Below are 21,270 nucleotides of genomic sequence, written 5' to 3'. Positions count from 1 at the left end.
ATTTTAAAAACGCTTTCTATCTTGAAATTAGTTATTCAAAACTTTTTTTAAATCACGAGCTATTTGATCTGATGCGAGTTGAGCTCCAGATTCGTTAAAATGAAAATCATCATAAAATGATGCGGTAGTTTTTGGGAGCTGCAAGTCTATATAAGAAACATGATGTTTATTGCACACTTCTTTTAACAGTGCATTGAAAGCTTCCATTCCTTGATAAAAAGCCTTGGTGCTATAGAACGCTTCATTATTAGCAAAGCCACTTGTAGTCATTAAGTCTTCGTACTTCTTGTCTAAATCAGGCTTCCACATCGTTGCTTGTGTCACAAAAACCAGATTGATTTTTTTTTCATCAGCAAGTTTTATGAGGTATTCAGTATTTTTTTTATAATGATTCAAACCTTCTGTTAAATCTGGTAATTCATCAACTATTTTGGCTTGCTTTTTTAAAGTTTTGATGTCTTGCACCACTTTTGTCAAATAGTCTTTATGTTTGAAATGAAAAATGATATTTTGTTTTGCTCTTCTCGCCAACTTATACAACGTTAATTTTTTGTAAAACGGGATATCACCATCTGGAACATGTTGAAAAGCAATGCGTTTTAGTTTTTGCTGTGGAGTGTTTAGATATTGCTCTGATGAGATTAAATAGCCAACAAAATCATTAACACCTTGCATGATGACCACGGTTTTTACATCACTTAATTCTTCTTTTTTGAGAATGTGTTCAAATTGTAAAATATGATGGTTGCTACTATTTCCAGGTCTTCCAAAATTTCCTACCCAATAGGCATCACCTAATTTTTTCTCTAGTAATGCAGGCCAGGTTTTTAATTGTGTTAAGGCAAAACAAGCGGTTGTGCTTCCTCCAAAAAGAACTATTTTATGTTCTTTATCTTGATAGTTTGAAATTGATCTGGCACCCAATTCGTCAAAGGAAACTTCAGAATCCTGATTAATTCCTGTAATTTCTTCAGAATTTATTTTCCATATAAAACCAGAATTGGGAGTCATAGTAAAATAATTATTTGGAAAAATTTGAAATGTTGAAAGTGTAATTTCAGCCAGGATTAAAATAATAAAAGTTACTATTCCAGAAATGGTAATTTTTTTAAAAACGGTTCTATTTTTTTTTATTTCTTTATTCATTAGTTTCTAAATGATTGTTTAGTTTTAAAAAACTATGGACTTTTGCTGCTACCACTTCAGCACCAGACTCATTAAAATGCATATCGTCATAATATATAGTTTCATTTTTTGGTAATTGTAAATCAATGACAGGCACATTATACTTATTACAAACGTTTATTAATCGTTTGTTAAAAATAGTCATAATTTCATTTAAAGCTTCGCCTGTATATAATGGAGTTTTATTATAATATGATCTTGCAGCAAGTAATGTTTGATATTTATCTGACAAGTTTTTTTGCCAAAGTGTTGGCTGCGCTATGAAAATTATTGAGATATTTCGTTTTTGTGCTTCTTTTATAATTTTTTTCAAATTATGTTCATAATGATTTAAACCATCTGTTAAATCCGGAAGTTTAGTAATGGGTTTTATTTGGCGCTCATACGTTTCTAAATAATCAATAGGTCTTCTAGGTTGAGAATAAAAGTGAATTCTCTGTTTTGCTTGTTTTGCAAGTTTAAATAAGGTCTGTCTTTTTAAAAAAGGTAATTCAGAATTTGGAATATGCTTAAAGGCTCTTTTCTTAACATCTATATCTGGCATGTGCATATACTTATCTGGAGAGATTAAGTATCCTCGACAATCATTTACCCCAACTAGCATTAATACTATTTTAGTGTCTTTTAATTCAGGTTTATCAAGAATATGTTGAAATTGAAAGACATGGTGATTGCTACTATTTCCACTTCTAGCAAAATTACCAACCCAATAAGAGTCTCCTAATTTTTTATCAAGTAAAGCAGTCCAAGTTTTTTCTTGGGTCAATACAGCGCAAATTGTTGTACTTCCTCCAATAGCAATAATCTTATGAGTTGCTTTTGAGTAATCTGAAACAGATCGCGAACCTAGAGAATCGTATGCTATCTCATAAGTGCCTGAAATACCATCTATTTTACTTGGGTTTTCTCTAAACTTATGGCTAGTATTGGGGGTGTTGGTATAATAATTATCAGGGAATATTTTTAGACAAGAAAGTATTACTTCGGCTAAAATTAATAACACAATAAAGAAAATTGCTGAGAAGGCTATTTTTTTTAGGAATAGTGGTTTTAAATATTTCATGTTACGAATTACTATTTTCAATGCAATTTTATTTGGTATAGCGATACCAAGAAAAAGGAGAGTCTTTCTTCCTTAAAACTTTATTAATAATTTTATTCTTGTATTTATATAAAACCTCAAATTCTTTTATTTCAGAAATTGAATGATGAAAGTAATTTGCAGCCATTTCTGGAACACCAAGTTTTGTGTAATAGGCTTTTGTGCGTTCTTTCGCCATAGATATTTCAGAAGCTTTATAAAATGGACTATCAATGATATGAATTTCACCTTTTGGCTTTAAGAATGATTTTAAAACACTCATTAACACATCAAAGTTTTCAAAATATTGTATACTACCATTTAATGTAATGATATCAAACTGTGCTTTAAAAAACTCTGAAATCTTAAAAATATCGGCGTAGACAAAATACAAGTTTGTTTTATGGAAGATTCTAGCAGCTTGTTCCAATTCTTCACGATTTACATCTAAACCAATAACTTCATTACCATCAGATACTTCTACAATTTTATTTGAAAACCAGCCATTCCCACAGCCAATATCTAAAATTTTGAGGGCAGTATTTTTAGAAGCAATATAGTTTGCAAAACGTTCTGTAGATTTTTTACGAAGCCGCCATTCATACAAGTTTAGATGAGGGAGTTTTTTAACTTGTGCATCAGTCAAAACACGTTGTTCTTTGTCGCGAACAATGAGATAAAGCCTTGAAAAAGTATTGTTTTCCGCTGTTAAATAATAAACATTTTGCTTTGGTGTGAAGGGACTAAAATCCATTATCTTTTATATAATTTCATCCCCGTTTGTGCTAAAACAGATTTTGTTTTCAATTTTAAAGTATTCACCAGATTTAGCTCTTTTCCTTTGAGTAGTTCTTTAGTATAATTCACTTCATTGACAATGTGTCTTACGGCATAATCATAAAATTTTTTAGGATAGGTTCTGGTGAAATCAATGTCTCGGTCTGTAGAGGTATCCCAATTCGGTTTAATGGTAATTTGGTCTTCTATTTCGTTGTATAGCGATGTGCCTTTTATGGGATAAGCTATCGTGATGGTAAAGTGTGTGGGATTTGCGGCTTTGAGATAAGTTATCGTTTCTTTAATATCCTTTTCGTCTTCACCGGGATAACCAACCATGATAAAAGTTCCTGTTTCGATACCTAAAGCATTCGTCTTTTGAATAGCGGTTTTTACCACCTCGACGTCAACGCGACGATCCATGGCATCTATTATTTTTTGAGAACCACTTTCGGCTCCAATCCAAATTCGGAAACAACCTGCTTCTTTTAAGAGTTGTAAAATGTCATCATTCAGACGTTCGGCACGTGTAATGCATTCAAACGGAATAATAGCCTTTTGCTTTATTACCTCTTCATGAAAACTTTCAATCCATTTAAAGCTTACGCTAAAGACATCGTCCACAAACCAAATACTATCGGGGTTATAGGTGTCTTTTAGTATTTTCAATTCGGCTGCGACCATATTTGGTGGCCGCCTGCGATAGCTTTGGCCATAAACTGCGGTACTACACCATTTACAGGTGTATGGACAGCCACGTTGCGTACTAACTGTCATGGAGCTTTGTCCATGATGTACTTTCCAGGCTTCTAAATATTTTTCTACTGGAATGCTGGCCCGATTTGGTAATGGCAATTCTTGAAGACTTTTCATGTGCATTCGTGGCGGTGTTTTTTTTACTTCACCGTTTTCTAAATAAGCAATGCCACAAATTTCGCTATAATCTTCACCATTAGCAATGGCCTGATACAACTCGAGCGTGGTTTGTTCGCCTTCGCCAATAATTAAAAAATCGACACCAGTATTGAGATAATTTTCTAAGTTGTACGTAATGTCTGGTCCGCCAAGAATAATCTTTGGGAAACCATACGTTTCGTCAGTATTTAAAATTTTAACCAATTTAATTACGTTAATTTTTGTCATCAAATTAACATAAATCGCAATCGCTTTTGGCTGCTTTTCTTTTATAAAATGAAGTTGATCCAGTTTAGAATAAAAAGTAGAATCATACACATGATTTTCAATCTTATTTTCATTTAAATATGATGAAATGTACAACAACCCTAATGGTGCATAAGGTCGCATGATGCTTTGCTCTTTTTCATCTTCAAAAAGATAGTAGGAATGTGTAAGTACTATACTCATTATCTTGTGTTTCTCTCTTTTTTTTTGCTAGTTCCCAAATTATGATTTTTTTATGAGTTCAATTAAAAAATGATCGGCATATTTTGCCCAAAATTTCCCAGTAACCCTATTATCAATACTTTTAAAAAGGGATAGTAGTGGTTTTTTAGCCAAAATAGATTTTTCAAAATAGGAAGGAGGAATAGTTAAACCAATGGGTTTCAACTTTTCCAAAGTATACAAATCGCTTGTTAATGATATGATGTCTTTAGGATTGTAATACCAAGTTTCTACATGAATTCCTTCTACATTGGCTAGCACACTTTTAGTTGTGTTTCTTCTTTTTGCTTTTTTAAAATTTCTTTTTAACGAAAAATAGAGGTATTCCCAAAGACAGTTTTTAGGCATTATTACTAGAATCAATTTGCCTTTTGGCTTGAGTAAAAGGGAGGATTCTTTTAAGAAGCTTTGTAATTGTTGTTGTGACAAACAGTTTAATCCACCAAAATTTGAAAAAATTAAATCAAATGTCTTGTTAAAAGTAGTCGCAGTAAGGGTGTTTATGTCTTGCAGCTGAAAGGATACATTTTCGGGATGTGGTTTGGCGGTGGCTGTAGTTATCATGCCATCCGAAATGTCTGTTGCAATAACCGAGTGCCCTAGTTGACCAAACTGTATAGCATCTGCACCTGTACCACAATTCAATTCTAAAATCGAAAGTTTTTTCCCTTGTTTTAAGAATGGGTTTATATACTTGAATACACGGTTGCGTTGCGCTTTTCCAATATTGGAAAACGTAAAAACAGTATCGTACGCACGAGATGCTATGTCGAAATCAGCTTTCATTTATGGGTTTGAAATTATTAAGGTACCGCGCTGGTATCGCGTTAAATCTTCAATATTAATTTTTGAACTATATTTTTTTAAAATATCAGCATGGATTAATTGCGGGCTTAATTCTTTTCTTGGTCTATAATTTTCACCAATGAAATTTATGATTTTTAAATCATATTTTTCACATAATTCAAGATAATACCTGTAAGATAGTCTATTGGTATAGGCTATCGAATTTCCTGCCCAAAATTTCCAAGAACGATTGGAATATTTTAAAAAATTAAATTCAGAGATTGATTTGTCTTGGAAAAAGCCTGGATTGGCAAAATGGTCTATAAAATTAATAGTGTGTATGCAAAACTGTTCCTTATGTATCGCATGCTTTGTGAATTTAAATAGTTTGTTTAGGGTTTCAGGAGACATATGTTCTAATACGACCTGGGAGGAGATATAGTCAAAGGTTTTGGACTGTTTAAAAAGTTTTTTGAAGGTATATGGCGCGACATAAGTAATATTTAATAAGTCTAAAAGCGCTTCTAAGGTGTCTGCTTTTTTGATTTGATTTATTTTGTCTTTTAGTTCCTGTTCCGAAAAAATACTTTTTGAAGCGATTAAATTTATGATTTTGGAATGGTCTAAAAATTTTTCTTGTTTTTTGTAGGTAGAAAATTGAAGGTCTCTTGTGATGTCAACAGTAACGATTTTTTGAAAACCTAGAAGTGCTAAAACAACAGAAGAAATCAAAGAGTATCCTGTACCAATTTCTAAAGCAGTTTTGCTTGAAGAAAGCTCTAGGTTACAATAGCTAAATTTGCGAACACATTCATGTGTTTGGTATAAAGTAACATGCTTATTGTAATTTTTGTTCAAAGTCGCCGGAATATGATTTAAATAATCACCCAGTTTCGTAGTTGATAAAACTTTTTGAAGTATCGCTTTTACTTTCCAGTTCATGACACTTTTATTTCGCTAACTTTTTTAAAAGCAGTTTGTCATAGAAGGCACTTGGTAAATAGTACGTTAATTTAAGTATCGATTTGAATTGGCTAATATTGAACTGCTTTAAATTATGAATCCCTTGACTTTTGCGATATTCTTTATGAACGTAACGTTGCAATTTCCTGTAGAACTCAGCGCTAAAAGTGCCTTTAAATAACATGGCTAAGTCATCAGAATCCGTCCAATTGGCTTTTAATTGTAAATCGTCTTTTACTTTATCATAAAATTTAGTACCAGGTAAAGGATAAGAAACGGAGATACCAATATTATCAGGAATTAGTTCTTTAATCATTTGTATGGTTTGGTCTATATCTTCTTTGGTTTCCTCTAAATATCCAAATTGAATAAAGAACGCGACACGTATATTTTTCTCTTTTAGTAAATGGGTAGCTTCGTAAATTTGCGCTACAGAAGTTTCTTTGTCCATAGCATCTAAAACCGCTTGAGAACCACTTTCGGCACCCACCCAAACTTCTTTTAGACCACTTTCTGCTAAGGCATCAATGGTGTCTTCTTTTAACAACAAATCGACGCGACTCTGAATATAATAGGAAATTGAAAGTTTTTCTTTTTTGAGTTCAGCATTAAAATGTTGAACCCAATTCGGTTTTAATCCAAAAATATCATCACACATCCAAAAACGGCTTACACCGTAGGTTTCTTTTAAGTGTTTCAGGTGTTTAGTAATGTATTCTGGCGAGTGAGAATTATATCTATTTCCATAAATTGGTTTTGCACACCAGTTGCATTTAAACGGACAACCACGTGTTGTGGCGATGTTTAAAGTAAATTCATTTCCGCCACTTGTCCAAACCTTCCTGTATGAATTGATATCTATTAAGTCCCAGGCAGGCATCGGGAGTTCATCTAAATCGCGTAATACAGGATGTTTTTGATTTTTAATAATTTCACCATCTTTTTCAAAAACGAGCCCTTTTATAGCTGTTGGATCCTCATCGTTAGTTAGCGTATCAATTAATTCTTTCAAACTAATTTCACCTTCGCCTTGAATAATAAAATCGGCTCCGGCAGCTAGATATTTTTCATAATGATCTGTAGAATCGGAACTGCATACAATAACAGTACACTCTAAATTTTTAGCAATTTTAATCATCTCAAACGCAGCATCACGCATGGTGGTTAAACACATTTTCGTGAGATAATTAAAGCCATCATCATACAGCACGAAAAAGCGCGGCTTTTTCTGCTTTAATATCTCTAAAACATGTTGTGGGTCGTCTAAAAGTGCTGTGTCATGTAACGCAACAGAATACTGGTGCGCTCTTAAATAAGCAGCTGCATAAATGGTGCCTAATGGCGGAAAAGGCATTTTGTTGGCCCATTGCTTTTTATCAAATTTATAAAAATAAGAATGTGAAAAAAGAACATCTACCATTTTAATTGCATTTTATGTTATGTTTCGCTTCAAACTCTTGACATTTTTGTTCGTAGGCTTCAATAACTTTTTTTTGAAAATTTTGAGGATGATGTTTACTCACTGATTTTGTAGATTTTAAAGCAATTTCAAATTGCTCTTTTTCTAAATTGCTAAATTTAGAGGTCCAGCGTTTAAGTGTCATTTTTCTACAATAATGGTCTACAAAATTCCCTAAACTTGAATTAAACACAGCTTCCAGAAGCTTTGAGACCATAAAAGGTTTCACGTCTTTAATATTATCTACTTTTCTGAAATTCATGTTAGGGAAATGTTTTTTTACCCAAGTGTTGTTTGCTAAAAAATCAGTGTATGTTTTTTTTCCAGTTACAGGAATTAGCGTGGCCAACTCCGTTGCCGTGAACAAATTTTGTTCAGAAATCTCCAAATGATTTGTGCTAATAAAATAATTGACACAAAAATATTTTTTAGAGTTTAGTAGGAATATTTTTTTATAAAGAATAAGAGACGTTCGCGCTACCCATAAACGGTTGGGTGTTGTGATTATAAAAAAGTCTATATCCCCCTCGTCGTCATAGGCTCCTTTAGACAATGCTCCAGAAATACTAACACTTTTAACATAGGGGAACTTGGAAATAAAGTGCGCTCTTTTTAATGCTTTAGGCATAATTAGTTTTGCGTTTCTATTACTAGCTAGCCTGCGTTCTGCAATTTTAAAATCGTTATTATAAATATAAAAGCCATTGTGCTCTTTTAAGGATTCTATTTTTTGAAGCACTTTAATTTCATTCTCTATTAACGCTCTATTTTGAGATTGGGAGTAAAGAAAAATTTCCTCTTTTGTTAAAGGGTGATTAAAAATAGAATAATAGAGTATAGGTTTTAAGGCTTTCAAGTTATACTGGAAATTGATTCAATCAATCAAATTTACAATAATTGAACAGGAAATAAAGCTTTTAATTTAAATAGTTATAGTGTTTTTTGTTAGAGCGCCTTAAGCTCAATAAAGTTCCGTCTCTTTAATTAAAACCCATAACTAATTATAGTCTTCTAAATCAATTGTATTATTTTCTTCTGCCTCGGCTTCTTCCAGAGCATATAATAGAACAGCTATTTCTAGAAGTAAAATTATAATGGTAATGGCTTTGCTTTTAGTTAAAGTGCCATTTAAAGTTAATAGTTTTGTTAGGATCATAATTTCATTTTATAGGGTGCAAATAAGAAACATACTCAGTAATATTTACTGGTGTATCCAATTACAAGCGTACTAAATATTTTAAAACAGGAGTGCTTTTGCTCCTGGCGCTAGTGTCGTTTTATTTAAAGTATAATGCTTATTCCTGAAGCCGTTTGTTTCTTTGTTCTTTTTTACTTTGACCAATAGCGTATAGCAACACACCGATTTCAAAAGTTAGAATAGCTATTTTAATTTTTTTACTCTTTGTTAATAGTGTTGACAATCCTAATAGTTTTGTAGCAATCATAATGTTAATTTATAAGATACAAATTACACTATAAATCAGACCTGTATTAGCTTAAATAATTATATGATGTGCTTATTTCGTTTAATCTCGTCCATTTTTTAGGTTATCCTATCTTAATAGTTAACCAGTTATTGGCAGGTGGGTTATATACCGTCTAGTTAATGCTATAGGTTTTTCGATGCTTTCTTGTTCTCTGGTAATAACAGTATATTTAGAGCGTTGTCTCTTTTGCTTTCAAATTATTACTCCGCAATAAATTGGGTGTAATGCGCATAGCGTTCAAAAATTTGATTGACGTAATTATAGGGTTCTGCACCTCTCACATAACCATACTTTATAATTGGGTTATTATAGTTCTTGGGATGACTTAAGGCCAGGATCATATCTTCCACATTATTATCCCAAACGGTGGCGTCTAGACCTCTTTCGGTTGCGAGATTTTGAGCATCTTTAACGTGGTAGAGCCCACAATTATAAGCGGCCATCGTAAATTTGGTACGTTGAATAGTGTCTTTAACGGTTTCGAAATTTCCCCAAATCTGGTTAAGGTATTTGGTGCCGCCTCTAATACTTTCTTGTGGATCACTGCGATCTTGAACACCGAGTTCTGCGGCCGTTTGAGGCATTAATTGCATCAAGCCTTTAGCATTGGCCCAAGAGCTGTTGTCCGGGTCAAATCTGGATTCTTGATAAATTAGGGAGGCCACAAGTCGCCAATCCCAATCAATTTTTTTAGCGTGTTTTTGAATAAGCGTATCGTAAGGACTAATTTCTTCATTGTTTAAACTGTAGAAGTCACTTTTTATACGGCGTCTAAAATCCTTTTTATTTTTAAAGTATTTGTTATAAATCACATTGTAGTCTACTTGCTTTTTAATGTCCTCTAGCCATAAGTTTGTGGTTTGTAGTAATTTAGGCGAGTTTTTGCGCGTTGCCCATCCAATGCGTTGTGAAAAACTGACAGGCACGTCAATATCTAAAATAGGATAATAGGAAGCCATTATTTTGGCAATATTATTATCTGCAACGGTATATTTAATATTTCCTTTTGCAACCTCCCTAATAATTTCGTCTGTAGCCATTTCTCCCGAGAGTTGATTTATAGTAATGCGGCCGCCGAGTTCCTCGCTAAGATTTGCAATACGCTCACTGTAGGAAGAACCCTTACGAATGGATACCGTGTCTTGTAATAGTTCTATAGCATCTTGTATTAGTGCATTTTCCAATGTGTGCCAATGCATGGTGCGCCAGTGGTCTGGTTTTTTTTGAACCAAGACCTGTTTCGTGAGATACAAATAGTTTGTAAAGGCTACCGCTGTTTTACGGTTTGCCGTAATAGCGAGTCCGTGAGCCAATATATCACCTTCTCCTTCATTGAGTTTGGTAATTAATTCATCCAGGTCTTTAACCACAACCATCTCCAATTCGAGGTCTAAATGTTTAGCAAACCGTTTAAGTAATTCGTACTCATAGCCCATGGGTTGCCCCCTATATAGAAAATAGCTGGTAGCGCTATAAACGGTAAGGGCTTTAAGTTTGCCGTCTTTTTTAATAGCCTCTAAATCACGAAGAACTCTGGGCTGTTCATTAGAAATAGAGGTCATGTCTTTTTTAGCTTGCTCACAATTAAACAGAATCAGAACTAATAACACATAGGGTACTTTAAACAATGGAGATTTGATTAGCATATCTAAAAGGAGCTTTAAAGTTCTTTGTAAAATACTAAAAATATGGGACTTGCTAAAAAAGGTCTTTATATTAAGGACGATGATTGGCCTATCAAGTTTAAGCGATTACGGGTCATTTTTTAGTTTGTGTATCGTTGTTCTTGTGTGCATAAATGCACTAGCTATTTCATATCTTAAATAGATTAGTTTTTAAATTTAAAATATCATTCCGAAATTATTAGGGGCTAATTTAATGATTTACTCATTCTTAATTAATCTATTAACTATAGGAATATCTGCAGCTGCCCAATCAAGTTTGATTAGGTTTTTTAAAGTTAACCATTTATAAGAAGTATGTTCATTCAATTGAATGTTTTTGGTTTCAGAATAGCATTTAAAACTATGCATTGTTAATTCAAAGTCAGGATATTCATGAACAACAGTTAAAAACAGATCATCAATTTTAGTAGGAATAAAATTTAATTCCTCGATAAGCTCTCTTTTTAAAGCTTCTTCTTTTGACTCTCCTTTTTCAATCTTTCCTCCAGGAAATTCAAATTTTTCTGAAATATAACTTCGCTTATTTGTAGGTCTTTGAACACAAAAAATTTCGTCATTAAAATATATTATAGCCGCTACAACTTCAATCTTTTTCATACCTAAATTTAATGCGCCTCCAGCCAATTCAAACCGGTATCGACTTCAACATCTAATGGCACCTCCATTTTAAAAGCATTTTCCATTTCGGTTTTAATGAGTGTTTTCATGGTCTCTAACTCTGGTTTGTATACATCAAATACCAGTTCATCATGCACTTGTAAGAGCATTTTAGTTTTGTAATTCCCTGCTTCTAACTTATTGAAGATATTAATCATGGCGATTTTAATAATATCGGCAGCACTCCCTTGAATGGGTGCGTTTACGGCATTACGTTCTGCAGCACCGCGCACCACAGCATTTCGTGAATTAATATCTTTTAAATAACGACGGCGACCTAAAACCGTTTGCACATAGCCATTGTCGCGGGCAAAATCGACTTGCTCAGCCATATAAGCTCTTAGTTTTGGGTAGGTTTCGTAATAGGTGTCTATGAGTTCTTTGGCTTCACCGCGCGATAAATCGGTTTGATTACTCAATCCAAAAGCAGACACGCCATAGATAATCCCGAAGTTTACTGTTTTAGCATTACTACGTTGCTCGCGGGTCACCTCTTGTAAAGGCACACCAAATACTTTCGCGGCGGTACTAGCGTGAATGTCTTCGCCATTTTTAAAGGCTTCTATCATGGTTTCCTCTTTACTTAGTGCGGCGATAATACGCAGTTCTATTTGCGAGTAATCGGCAGCCAGTAAAAGATAGTTTTCGTCTCGTGGAACAAACGCTTTACGCACCTGTCGCCCACGCTCGGTACGAATAGGAATGTTTTGCAAATTCGGGTTGTTACTGCTTAAGCGCCCTGTAGCCGCAACGGTTTGCATGTAATCGGTGTGTACACGACCTGTTAAAGGTTCAACTTGTGTTGGTAAAGCATCTACATAGGTGCTTTTTAGTTTGGCAAGCCCACGATATTCTAAAATATCCCGAATAATGGTATGGTCTTTTGCGAGATAGGATAAGATATCTTCGCCTGTGGCATATTGACCCGTTTTGGTCTTTTTAGGTTTAGCTACTAGTTTTAATTTTTCAAATAAAATAATCCCCAATTGTTTTGGAGAAGCAATATTGAATTCCTCACCAGCAACGTCATAAATCTTAGTTTCTAAGGATTTAATATCGTTGTTGAGGGCTTCAGATAAAGAATTTAAAAAGGCTTCATCTAAATTAATCCCTTCTAATTCCATGGCTGCTAAAACCCGTAGTAAAGGGACCTCGATGTCATCAAAGAGTTTTTGTGTGTTGGCCTCCCCTAATTCATTGGTAAAATGTTCTTTTAACTGTAAAGTAATATCGGCATCTTCAACCGCATATTCGGTTTGTTTTTCTAAAGGCACCTCGCGCATCGATAATTGATTTTTGCCTTTTTTGCCAATGAGTTCGGTAATAGACACCGGGGTGTAATTTAAATAGGTTTCTGCCAGAATATCCATATTGTGGCGCATGTCTGGATTGATTAAATAATGCGCTAACATGGTGTCAAATAATTTGCCTTTAACAACAATGTTGTATTTGTGTAATACTTTAATATCGTATTTTAAATTTTGTCCTATTTTCTCAATGTTCTCGGCTTCAAAAAACGGACGTAAGTCTTCTATAATCGCTTGAGCTTCGTCTTGATCTTCTGGAAATGGCAGATAAAAACCTTTCCCAACTTCCCATGAAAAGGCGATACCAACGAGTGTTGCTGTTAATGAATTTAAGCCTGTGGTTTCTGTGTCAAAACACACACTGGTTTGATTCATGAGGTTTTTGATAAATAATTTTGTGGCCATACCTGGCGCGATACTCTGGTAAAAATGTGAGGTAGTCGCTAGCGTTTTTCTGTCGTAGGTATTTTCTGTTGTAGCCTCTGCGGAAGGACTTTCACCTCCAAACAAACTAAATTGTCCGGCACCGGCACCAGCGGTTTCTTTAGGTGTCGCTTTTGGGCTGTCACCTGTAGCTTTAGCATTGGTTGCTTGTGTTGAAGTCGCCTCATTGCCTGAGGTGAAGGTTTTTATGAAATTATCAGTCAAGCGCCTAAACTCCAATTCCTGAAAAATGGCCGTTACTTTTTCTATGTCTGGTGGGTCTAATTCAAAATCTTTAGCATGAAATTCCACCGGAACATCGAGCATAATAGTGGCTAATTTTTTAGAGAGTAATCCGAGTTCACCATTGGCTTCAATTTTTTCTTTCATTTTCCCTTTAAGCTTATCGGTATTTGCTAAAAGGTTTTCCATACTGCCAAATTCGGCTATAAATTTCTTTGCGGTTTTCTCGCCCACTCCGGGTAGTCCTGGGATATTATCAGACGCATCACCCATCATGCCTAAGAAGTCAATGACCTGCAAGGGGTCTGTAACCTCAAATTTTTTCTGTACTTCTGGGATGCCCCAAGTTTCATAACCACCACCAAAAACAGGGCGATACATAAAAATATTCTCGCTCACTAACTGTGCGAAATCCTTATCTGGGGTTACCATAAAGGTTTGGAAGCCTTCTTTTTCCGCTTGTTTTGCTAAGGTGCCGATAACATCATCGGCTTCAAAACCGTCTTTTACCATAATGGGAATATGCATGGCCTTTAAAATATCCATAATGTATGGAATGGCTGTCTTGATACCTTCTGGTGTTTCATCTCTATTGGCTTTATAAGCTTCGAATAGCTCTACACGATCACTACTGCCACCTTTATCGAAACAAACGGCTAGAAGATTAGGTCTCTCGCGTTTAATAACATCTAAAAGTGAGTTCATAAAGCCCATTATGGCTGAGGTATCCTGACCCTTAGAATTAATTCTCGGGTTCTTTATAAAGGCATAATAGCCGCGGAAAATTAAGGCGTAGGCATCAACTAAAAAGACGCGTTTGTTGTCTGACATTTTTGAAATTTAAATATTAATAGCGTCCCTTTAAGTACTCTTGAAGAGTCTAATTTTATAAAGCTATAGCTTCTTAATAGTGCTCGAACGGACGGCATGCAAATTACAATATCTTTAAAAACTAAAGAACCATGAATTAAAGAAAGTTATTAAAAAAACGCATTGTTTTTTTAGCTTTTATGGTAAAAATCTGAAGGTATGTTTTCATTCTTCCCATCCTGAAACTTCATATAGGTAAAGCCTTCATGGATACAATAGGCACCCGTTTCGCCAGCTTTATTCATGGCGATATAGGCGATCTGGAAATCTTTATACCGGTCATTTTTAGAAACGATACGATTTACAGCTTCTTCACAAGCGGCTTGTGGAGACATCCCATTGCGCATGAGTTCAACAATTAAAAAACTACCAACTGTTTTCATTACCTCTTCGCCCATGCCTGTTGCCGTTGCGCCGCCAATAGTATTGTCTATAAACAAGCCTGAACCTATAATTGGCGAATCGCCTACGCGGCCTTTCATTTTATAAGACAAACCAGAAGTTGTACAGGTACCGGCAATATCGCCATTGTTATCCATGGTGAGCATGCCAATGGTATCATGGTTTTCTATATTTATTATGGGCTTATACTCGGGTGATTTTAACCAAGCTTCCCAAGCTTTCTTAGAGGCTTCGGTAAGCAGTTTTTCTTTTTTAAACCCTTGTGAATAGGCAAATGCTTCAGCGCCTTCTCCAGCGAGCATAACATGTGGTGTTTCTGTCATAACCTGCTTTGCTAAGGCAGCAACATTAGTAATGTTTTCAACACAAACGACTGCGCCACAATCACCATTACTATCCATTACACAAGCATCTAAAGTCACATTGCCTTCTCGGTCTGGTGCACCACCTTTACCAACAGTTGTATTTTTTATGTTTTCTTCTTCAATGGCAACGCCTTCAATAGCAGCGTCTAAAGCTGTAATGCCTTTGGATAGAGCTTCTCCTGCTTTTGCATTAGCAGCTACAAATCCCCAGGTACAAATAGCAATGGGTTTTTTGTTCATAGTCATGGGTGGTTTTTCTTCAGAAATTTTAGATTTGGTTGTAGCGGCATCAGTACACCCCGTTAAGGTGCTTCCAACGGCTAGGCCAACACTTGTAAGTGATGCGTTTTTAAGAAAATGTCTGCGTTTCATAAAAAGTGGTTTTTTATTTCTTTTGCCCGAAATTTTACGAGCATAAATCTTATTCTAGTGTCTCGTTCAACAAGATATACTTTTCAATTCAAATTCTTACAAAAGTAGACTTATAGAAACCAATGTTACTCTCAATACGTTAAACAACCTAGGTGTTTAAGGTTTTGTTTTTTCCTTTTTAGCGTTAAACGACTGTGGTTGTATCAGCCTTATTTGTAGACTTTTGTCTCAGTATTTCGAAGTACACTATTAATTAATAATTTAAAATTTAAAACAATGGATTTAAACAATCAAATTTACCAAGTAAAAGAAAGATTAGAAACTTTAAAAAACGAGTACGTGACAGAAGTGAACAAATTAGTAGACTCACCAAAATGCTTTATCACTAATAATTTAAAGCTGACTACAATAGAAGAAAAATGTCTAGACAAATATCCAGATTCTTTTCTAAAAAGTTTAGCACAGACAGTAAAAACGGCTATTGATAATGAGTGGAAAGTAAATGTTGATGTAGACGATGAAGGTGCTACGGCAAAAGGTAAGCCGCCAAAATCAATTAGCTATACTGTTAAGCATGACTGGGATGATAAGGTAACCAGTGTAGGTGTTACTAAAACATTTTAAGAATCATTAGAATAAAAAAAAAGACGCATTAGAAATGAGGCGTCTTTTTTTTTGTTCTGAATTACAAAAAACTGGGGCAAAAAACCTGTAAAAAGAAATTGTTATACGCTGTTATGGGTCTTCCTAATCTTTATCTAGATCAAGATTGTGGTTACGGCTGGATGGGATGTAAGTAGGGTGCTGAAACGCTAAGCGATGGGCTTACTGAAAGGGGCAAGGCAAAACAATATAATTAAAAGTAATCAAAATTGTCTAGACCCTTTTATAGAGCGCTGCGAATTAAGCGCAATAAACACAGATCGAGAAGATGTTATACCTTGCTTTTCTTTTCATTAGGGAGACGGTGTAAATGACGAGATAGAAGAGCACGATACAGCAGTTTTTTTCCTTAGCGTGTGCAATATGTTTAAAGGGTTGACGATTGTGAAAGTAGAATTTCCTTTAGGGATTATTGAAGATTAAATGTAAAGAATCAAAAAGGCCATTTAGACTGGTTTTTAGAGGGTCTTTTTAATTTAAAAGGTTTACTTAAAAAGAGTATGGTTATTCTGAATAGCCATTTTTTAGAGCATATACAGCTAAGCCTACTCTAGTTTTTAGTTCGAGTTTTTCAAATAAACTGTCTCTATAGTTTTCAACAGTTCTAGGACTACAAAACATTTTTTCTGATATTTCTTTATAGGTCATTTCGCTAGTGGTGTACTTAAGAAATTCAATCTCACGGTCAGATATTTTCAGTTTCAATTTTGCATCGATATTGTCATCATTCATGCTTGTAAAAATTTTACTTGCGGCCCATTCAGGAAAGTAATGTCCCTTTTGAACAACACTATTAAGTGCATTTTCTAGTTCTTTAGGATGTACGTTTTTTAGCATATAACCTTTTGCCCCGTTTTTAATCATTTTAATTAAGCTTTGCTCATCATCTTGCATACTTAAAGCCATTATTAAAATATTAGGATGGGTTTCTTTTAACCACTTTGCTGTTTCAAAACCATTCATAACAGGCATACTAACATCTAATAATACAATATCGGGAATGGCTTTTGTTTTTAATTTTTCTTGAAAATCGTTTCCGTTTTCACAGACATATAAGACTTCAAATTGACTAAAATTTGAAATAATGCTGCTTAATGCATTTGCTATTAAAACATGGTCATCAACAATTACAATAGTACGTTTCATTTATGAGGGATATCTATAGTTAATTTGGTTCCTTTAAGGTTTTCGCTCTCTAATTTAAATGTTCCACCTATTAACTCTGTTCTTTTTTTCATGTTTTTTAAACCAATGCCATTAGCATGTAAAGTATCCATATTAAATCCTTTTCCGTCATCTTTAAGCACTAATTGGATGGTTTTATCTGTATTTTCTAATGAAACAAAAATATTTTTACAATGAGCATGTTTAATGCTGTTCTGTAAAAACTCCTGAGTTATTCTAAAGACGATACTTTTTATTTGATAGGATTTGATATTAACTTTTGTGTTATTTGAAAAATGAGCGTCACACTGTTTTATCGCGTTAATCTTTTTGCATTCACGAACTATCAATTCAGAAATGGTAAGTGTTTCAATAGTGTTATCGGTTAAAGATTTAGAAAGTTGTCTAAGCTCAGTCAGAGACTCATTTATAATGTCACCAATATTTTCTATATTTTTATTAACCTGTGGGGCTTTGTTTTCAAACGCTAATTGTTGGGTGTATAAACTAGCTAGTGTCAGTTTTTGGCCAATATTATCGTGTATTTCTTGCCCAATGTATTGCATGGTTTGGGTCTGTATTTCTACTTGTGTTTCTAGCAGTTCCCGTTTATGCGTTTCGTCTATGGTATGTATTTCTTTAACATGTGCTTTCTTTTTTATACGGTATTCTCGTATAAAAATGATAATTCCAGCGATAAAGGCTAGAAAAAATATATTAAATAAAATTAATGAAATTATGATTGTGTTTTCCCCCATATGAATGATGCTGAAAATAATAAATACATGGTGCAATTGGTTATAAGGAAATAAATATAGTAAACATTCCAAACGTCATTGTAATTTTCGTATAGTTCTCGGCTAAATACATGATAAGGATAGCTGCCTACATAAAATAACACTAAGCCTACATTAACATAGAACATTTTATTTTCTTTAAACTTAAGAATATCATCAGTTTTTATTTGCTTTATAAATTCTAATATCAGTAAGCCTATAAGAATTGTTGAACCAATATTAATACTTAAAGAAGGTAATTCATTTAACTCTTTAATAAATGTAAAGCCAACTAGGGTTGTTACGTAGATGGAAACAGATATAATAAATAGCGTTTTCTTTTTAAGCGATTTAAAAGCATAAAGCCAATACAAGAATATGAATTCGAGAGGTATACCTACAAAAATGTAATATGCTTGACGATATTTCATATCAATATCAGCATTATTTTTCCAGAAAAACTCTTGAAAAAATATGATTATTAGATAGATAGAAAACCATTTCCAATAACTTTTCTTGAGTTTTAATAGATAAATAATGCTTATTAATACTGATAAAAAATGAGTGGCTAATAATAAGTTGTTTAAAAATGAATGAATTTCTTTCATCTTATATTAAAAATTAAACTCACGATTAAGAGTGTGGTGGGTATAATCCTCCATGATTTTGAGACCCAGTAGATCCACTAGAATCATTGCCTTTGGCGTTTATTCCTCCAAAAGAAGGCACTGTAGTTGTAGACGGTGTACCAGGGTAATCAAAAGGCATTCCGTTAGCATATGTGGTGGTGTCTAGAGGGTTGAAATTTACATTTTTACCGTCTTTACGTTTTATAGTTGGTATAATAACGAGTGTATGGCGTTCTCCATATTGTTTCCCTAAAGGGTCCTGTGCTAAATCATTTAAATCGCTGTGGTCTTTCCAAGTTTTAAATTCAGGATAGCGCGAATAGTGAATGCGAAGCCCTAATTTAGGCTTGGCTATAACATTAGTATTTTGCTTCGTTTGGTATTCTACGTGATAGATAAACGCTTTAAGTGTTTCTAAGTCAAACCAGATAGAGTGTGCATCATCCAAATTACTAGCAGAATCGATATATCGTTTTTGATAGTCTTTATAACCACTTATCATGTTGCGTACTAAATCGACCTCTAACTGGTTCATATTAACGTTAGAGTAGTCCATACAAATAGTATTGTTAGATGTTAGAGCTGCGGATTTAGGTGGATATTTGTAAATGTAGAGCCCGAATAAAACTAAAATAATAATTAATAAAATGGTTGAAAGCATAATGTTTATAAATGTTAATTGAAAAATTAAAAATAGTTTTTATTTCTAGAGCAAAGAAACAATTCCTTTAAGATTATGTCTAAAGCGGTATGACCTTAATTTTTAGGGTTAAATGACCCAAAAGTTAATCAGTGCTAAACAAAAAGACTCGCTTTTAAGCGAGTCTTTTTGTTTATAATCGTGTAATTATTTTAAAACTAATAGAGTACACCCTGCTTGTCTAAAACGGTTTTGGTTCTAAAGGAATAGAATAATAAATAAACAAAGCACATAACAGCAACCCAATACGACGATTGAATACTAAAGATGTCTGCAATTTTACCTTGTAACGGAGGTATAATAGCCCCGCCAAGAATCATCATAATTAAAAAGGCTGAACCTTGGGAGGTGTATTTTCCCAAACCAGCAATACTTAAAGTAAAAATACATGGCCACATGATTGAGCAAAACAAGCCACCAGATAAAAAGGCGAATAACGCTAAATTCCCTGAAGTAAATAAGCCAATTAACATACCCAAAACACCTAAAAAAGCAAATATTTTAAGCGTTTTTACAGGATTATCTTTCGCTAAAAAGAAACCTGCAATCTGTATAGCAACGCAAACGCAGAACAGTAAAATTTCGTTTGTAGAGTACTTTCCAAAATTCACCAATAAAATAACACCAAAAGCAACGTATGGAACAATAATTAATAGTGCTTTTTTCAATCCTTTGCTGGGATTAAAAACGGTAATAGCGCCAACCCAGCGTCCAATCATCAATCCACCCCAATACAATGAAATGTAAGGTGCTATTTTGGCATCATCGAGAACAGGTAAACCCAGCGGATTTAAATTAGCAGCTTTATCTGCCACTTGCTTTAGAAGTTCCCCCAGATTACTTTGTATAGTAACCTCTACACCAACGTAGCAAAAAATAGCCAACATCCCTAAAACCAATTGCGGGTATTTCATGGCGCCCCAACCAACATTGTTTTTTTTGGCGTTAGTATTTGCTATAATAACAGAGGCTACAACAGCAAAAAGAGAAATAAATAGTAATACTAAACGCGTATTTTCTACTTTCTCATCATTTATTGCTTCGCCTGCATAAGTACTAAAAATATAACCAAAACATCCAATGACTACAATTGCTAAAAGAATTAATAAATTACGAGCTTTATTAGCAGGTTCAAAAGGTGTATCGTTTTTTAGTGCAGGGAGTTTTTTTGAAAAATGAAATAAGGCTGCAGCCAATAAAAATAAAATACCAACACCTAAATATAAGGCTTGAATAGTGGTTAATTTAATTTCGTTATTCTTTATCATCGCAGTTAATTCATCACCAGACAAAGGTGTTGAACCAAAAATAACCAAAGCTACTACAATTGGACCTATTGTAGTACCAAATGAATTTATACCACCAGCTAAATTTAATCGATGCGAGCCTGTTTTTGGGTCGCCTAAAGCTACAGCAAAAGGATTTGCGGCTGTTTGTTGTAATGAAAAACCAAGACCGACAACAAATAGAGCAATTAATACATAATAGAATATATGTGTTTGACCTTGTTCTGCACCTGCTATTGCAGGATACATAGCTAATGCGCCTAAAGCTGAAATTAAAAGGCCGTAAATAATTCCTTTTTTATAACCTATGGTATTTAAAATGTCTTTTTTTATTGAACTTGACGAGATAAATAAAAATAGAGCACCTAGAAAGTAGGCGAAATAAAAAGCGAAATCAACCAGTTGCGATTGAAATTGATCGATTTCAAAATACGTTTTACAAAAAGGAATGAATACGCCATTGGAAGCGGCTATAAATCCCCAGAAAAAGAATACCGTAACTAAAGTTGTTAAGGCCGATTTGTTGTTTTGATTTGACATTGTTTTGTTAATTAGTTGCACTAAATGTAATTAAAAAATGCGTTAG

At 34.0% G+C, this 21,270-nt stretch carries 20 protein-coding genes; 1 reads left to right on the top strand and 19 read right to left on the bottom strand.

Translation table 11 applies throughout. The features are described 5' to 3' along the window. Positions 1–27 precede the first annotated feature (27 nt). From GQ46_RS08090 to GQ46_RS08035, 14 genes are all read right to left on the bottom strand, one after another. Entirely contained in the window at positions 28–1,146 is a 1,119-nt protein-coding gene (locus GQ46_RS08090; protein ID WP_044400319.1) for an SGNH/GDSL hydrolase family protein, read from the bottom strand. After that, on the bottom strand, positions 1,139–2,248 hold the full coding sequence (locus GQ46_RS08085; protein ID WP_044400316.1) for a GDSL-type esterase/lipase family protein: 1,110 nt from the start codon (positions 2,246–2,248) through the stop codon (positions 1,139–1,141). The genes GQ46_RS08090 and GQ46_RS08085 overlap by 8 nt, the downstream gene beginning before the upstream one ends. A gap of 28 nt (positions 2,249–2,276) precedes the next feature. Next, complete coding sequence (locus tag GQ46_RS08080) at positions 2,277–3,020, bottom strand: bifunctional 2-polyprenyl-6-hydroxyphenol methylase/3-demethylubiquinol 3-O-methyltransferase UbiG (protein WP_052503433.1); 744 nt, start codon at positions 3,018–3,020, stop codon at positions 2,277–2,279. Continuing rightward, entirely contained in the window at positions 3,020–4,408 is a 1,389-nt protein-coding gene (locus tag GQ46_RS08075; protein WP_044400313.1) for a radical SAM protein, read from the bottom strand. Before GQ46_RS08075 ends, GQ46_RS08080 begins: the two co-directional genes overlap by 1 nt. A gap of 39 nt (positions 4,409–4,447) precedes the next feature. Beyond that, the gene (locus GQ46_RS08070; protein WP_044400310.1) at positions 4,448–5,233 is read right to left on the bottom strand and encodes a bifunctional 2-polyprenyl-6-hydroxyphenol methylase/3-demethylubiquinol 3-O-methyltransferase UbiG; all 786 of its coding nucleotides are present in this window, start codon (positions 5,231–5,233) and stop codon (positions 4,448–4,450) included. After that, positions 5,234–6,175: a hypothetical protein gene (locus GQ46_RS08065; RefSeq protein ID WP_044400307.1), complete on the bottom strand. Its 942-nt coding sequence runs from the start codon at positions 6,173–6,175 to the stop codon at positions 5,234–5,236. Positions 6,176–6,182: 7 nt separating this feature from the next. After that, complete coding sequence (locus GQ46_RS08060) at positions 6,183–7,616, bottom strand: radical SAM protein (RefSeq protein ID WP_044400304.1); 1,434 nt, start codon at positions 7,614–7,616, stop codon at positions 6,183–6,185. A 1-nt stretch (position 7,617) separates the two neighbouring features. Next, positions 7,618–8,511: a hypothetical protein gene (locus tag GQ46_RS08055; RefSeq protein ID WP_044400301.1), complete on the bottom strand. Its 894-nt coding sequence runs from the start codon at positions 8,509–8,511 to the stop codon at positions 7,618–7,620. A 141-nt stretch (positions 8,512–8,652) separates the two neighbouring features. After that, positions 8,653–8,811 (bottom strand): hypothetical protein, encoded by a 159-nt coding sequence (locus tag GQ46_RS17595; RefSeq protein WP_156133125.1) that lies wholly within the window; start codon positions 8,809–8,811, stop codon positions 8,653–8,655. A gap of 139 nt (positions 8,812–8,950) precedes the next feature. Beyond that, on the bottom strand, positions 8,951–9,100 hold the full coding sequence (locus GQ46_RS17590; protein ID WP_156133124.1) for a hypothetical protein: 150 nt from the start codon (positions 9,098–9,100) through the stop codon (positions 8,951–8,953). A gap of 242 nt (positions 9,101–9,342) precedes the next feature. Next, positions 9,343–10,788 (bottom strand): transporter substrate-binding domain-containing protein, encoded by a 1,446-nt coding sequence (locus tag GQ46_RS08050; protein WP_044400297.1) that lies wholly within the window; start codon positions 10,786–10,788, stop codon positions 9,343–9,345. Positions 10,789–11,025: 237 nt separating this feature from the next. After that, the gene (locus tag GQ46_RS08045; protein ID WP_044404748.1) at positions 11,026–11,424 is read right to left on the bottom strand and encodes a (deoxy)nucleoside triphosphate pyrophosphohydrolase; all 399 of its coding nucleotides are present in this window, start codon (positions 11,422–11,424) and stop codon (positions 11,026–11,028) included. A gap of 8 nt (positions 11,425–11,432) precedes the next feature. Beyond that, a complete protein-coding gene (gene polA / locus GQ46_RS08040) occupies positions 11,433–14,288 on the bottom strand; it encodes a DNA polymerase I (RefSeq protein WP_044400294.1) in 2,856 nt (951 codons plus the stop codon). 170 nt (positions 14,289–14,458) lie between these two features. After that, positions 14,459–15,466, bottom strand: coding sequence for an isoaspartyl peptidase/L-asparaginase family protein (locus GQ46_RS08035; protein WP_044400291.1), 1,008 nt, complete (start codon positions 15,464–15,466; stop codon positions 14,459–14,461). Positions 15,467–15,742: 276 nt separating this feature from the next. Here GQ46_RS08035 and GQ46_RS08030 point away from each other — a divergent pair, with 276 nt between their 5' ends. After that, on the top strand, positions 15,743–16,090 hold the full coding sequence (locus GQ46_RS08030) for a hypothetical protein (RefSeq protein ID WP_044400288.1): 348 nt from the start codon (positions 15,743–15,745) through the stop codon (positions 16,088–16,090). A 543-nt stretch (positions 16,091–16,633) separates the two neighbouring features. Here GQ46_RS08030 and GQ46_RS08025 read toward each other — a convergent pair. From GQ46_RS08025 to GQ46_RS08005, 5 genes are all read right to left on the bottom strand, one after another. Then, positions 16,634–17,275: a response regulator transcription factor gene (locus tag GQ46_RS08025; RefSeq protein WP_044400285.1), complete on the bottom strand. Its 642-nt coding sequence runs from the start codon at positions 17,273–17,275 to the stop codon at positions 16,634–16,636. After that, positions 17,272–18,051: a sensor histidine kinase gene (locus tag GQ46_RS08020; protein ID WP_044400282.1), complete on the bottom strand. Its 780-nt coding sequence runs from the start codon at positions 18,049–18,051 to the stop codon at positions 17,272–17,274. The genes GQ46_RS08025 and GQ46_RS08020 overlap by 4 nt, the downstream gene beginning before the upstream one ends. Then, the gene (locus tag GQ46_RS08015) at positions 18,030–18,500 is read right to left on the bottom strand and encodes a hypothetical protein (protein ID WP_156133123.1); all 471 of its coding nucleotides are present in this window, start codon (positions 18,498–18,500) and stop codon (positions 18,030–18,032) included. The genes GQ46_RS08020 and GQ46_RS08015 overlap by 22 nt, the downstream gene beginning before the upstream one ends. Positions 18,501–18,702: 202 nt before the next feature. After that, on the bottom strand, positions 18,703–19,254 hold the full coding sequence (locus GQ46_RS08010; RefSeq protein WP_156133122.1) for a hypothetical protein: 552 nt from the start codon (positions 19,252–19,254) through the stop codon (positions 18,703–18,705). 302 nt (positions 19,255–19,556) lie between these two features. Then, entirely contained in the window at positions 19,557–21,224 is a 1,668-nt protein-coding gene (locus tag GQ46_RS08005; RefSeq protein WP_044400273.1) for an MFS transporter, read from the bottom strand. Between the last annotated feature and the right edge of the window lie 46 nt (positions 21,225–21,270).

The organism is Lacinutrix sp. Hel_I_90 (assembly GCF_000934685.1).
Classification (GTDB): domain Bacteria; phylum Bacteroidota; class Bacteroidia; order Flavobacteriales; family Flavobacteriaceae; genus Lacinutrix.
This window is presented reverse-complemented; position numbering and strand designations above follow the sequence as displayed.

Coding starts and splice junctions, on each gene's coding strand:
- GQ46_RS08090 (WP_044400319.1), bottom strand. CDS start 1,146: ATGAATAAAGAAATAAAAAAAAATAGAACCGTTTTTAAAAAAATTACC.
- GQ46_RS08085 (WP_044400316.1), bottom strand. CDS start 2,248: ATGAAATATTTAAAACCACTATTCCTAAAAAAAATAGCCTTCTCAGCA.
- GQ46_RS08080 (WP_052503433.1), bottom strand. CDS start 3,020: ATGGATTTTAGTCCCTTCACACCAAAGCAAAATGTTTATTATTTAACA.
- GQ46_RS08075 (WP_044400313.1), bottom strand. CDS start 4,408: ATGAGTATAGTACTTACACATTCCTACTATCTTTTTGAAGATGAAAAA.
- GQ46_RS08070 (WP_044400310.1), bottom strand. CDS start 5,233: ATGAAAGCTGATTTCGACATAGCATCTCGTGCGTACGATACTGTTTTT.
- GQ46_RS08065 (WP_044400307.1), bottom strand. CDS start 6,175: ATGAACTGGAAAGTAAAAGCGATACTTCAAAAAGTTTTATCAACTACG.
- GQ46_RS08060 (WP_044400304.1), bottom strand. CDS start 7,616: ATGGTAGATGTTCTTTTTTCACATTCTTATTTTTATAAATTTGATAAA.
- GQ46_RS17595 (WP_156133125.1), bottom strand. CDS start 8,811: ATGATCCTAACAAAACTATTAACTTTAAATGGCACTTTAACTAAAAGC.
- GQ46_RS17590 (WP_156133124.1), bottom strand. CDS start 9,100: ATGATTGCTACAAAACTATTAGGATTGTCAACACTATTAACAAAGAGT.
- GQ46_RS08050 (WP_044400297.1), bottom strand. CDS start 10,788: ATGCTAATCAAATCTCCATTGTTTAAAGTACCCTATGTGTTATTAGTT.
- GQ46_RS08045 (WP_044404748.1), bottom strand. CDS start 11,424: ATGAAAAAGATTGAAGTTGTAGCGGCTATAATATATTTTAATGACGAA.
- polA (WP_044400294.1), bottom strand. CDS start 14,288: ATGTCAGACAACAAACGCGTCTTTTTAGTTGATGCCTACGCCTTAATT.
- GQ46_RS08035 (WP_044400291.1), bottom strand. CDS start 15,466: ATGAAACGCAGACATTTTCTTAAAAACGCATCACTTACAAGTGTTGGC.
- GQ46_RS08030 (WP_044400288.1), top strand. CDS start 15,743: ATGGATTTAAACAATCAAATTTACCAAGTAAAAGAAAGATTAGAAACT.
- GQ46_RS08025 (WP_044400285.1), bottom strand. CDS start 17,275: ATGAAACGTACTATTGTAATTGTTGATGACCATGTTTTAATAGCAAAT.
- GQ46_RS08020 (WP_044400282.1), bottom strand. CDS start 18,051: ATGGGGGAAAACACAATCATAATTTCATTAATTTTATTTAATATATTT.
- GQ46_RS08015 (WP_156133123.1), bottom strand. CDS start 18,500: ATGAAATATCGTCAAGCATATTACATTTTTGTAGGTATACCTCTCGAA.
- GQ46_RS08010 (WP_156133122.1), bottom strand. CDS start 19,254: ATGGACTACTCTAACGTTAATATGAACCAGTTAGAGGTCGATTTAGTA.
- GQ46_RS08005 (WP_044400273.1), bottom strand. CDS start 21,224: ATGTCAAATCAAAACAACAAATCGGCCTTAACAACTTTAGTTACGGTA.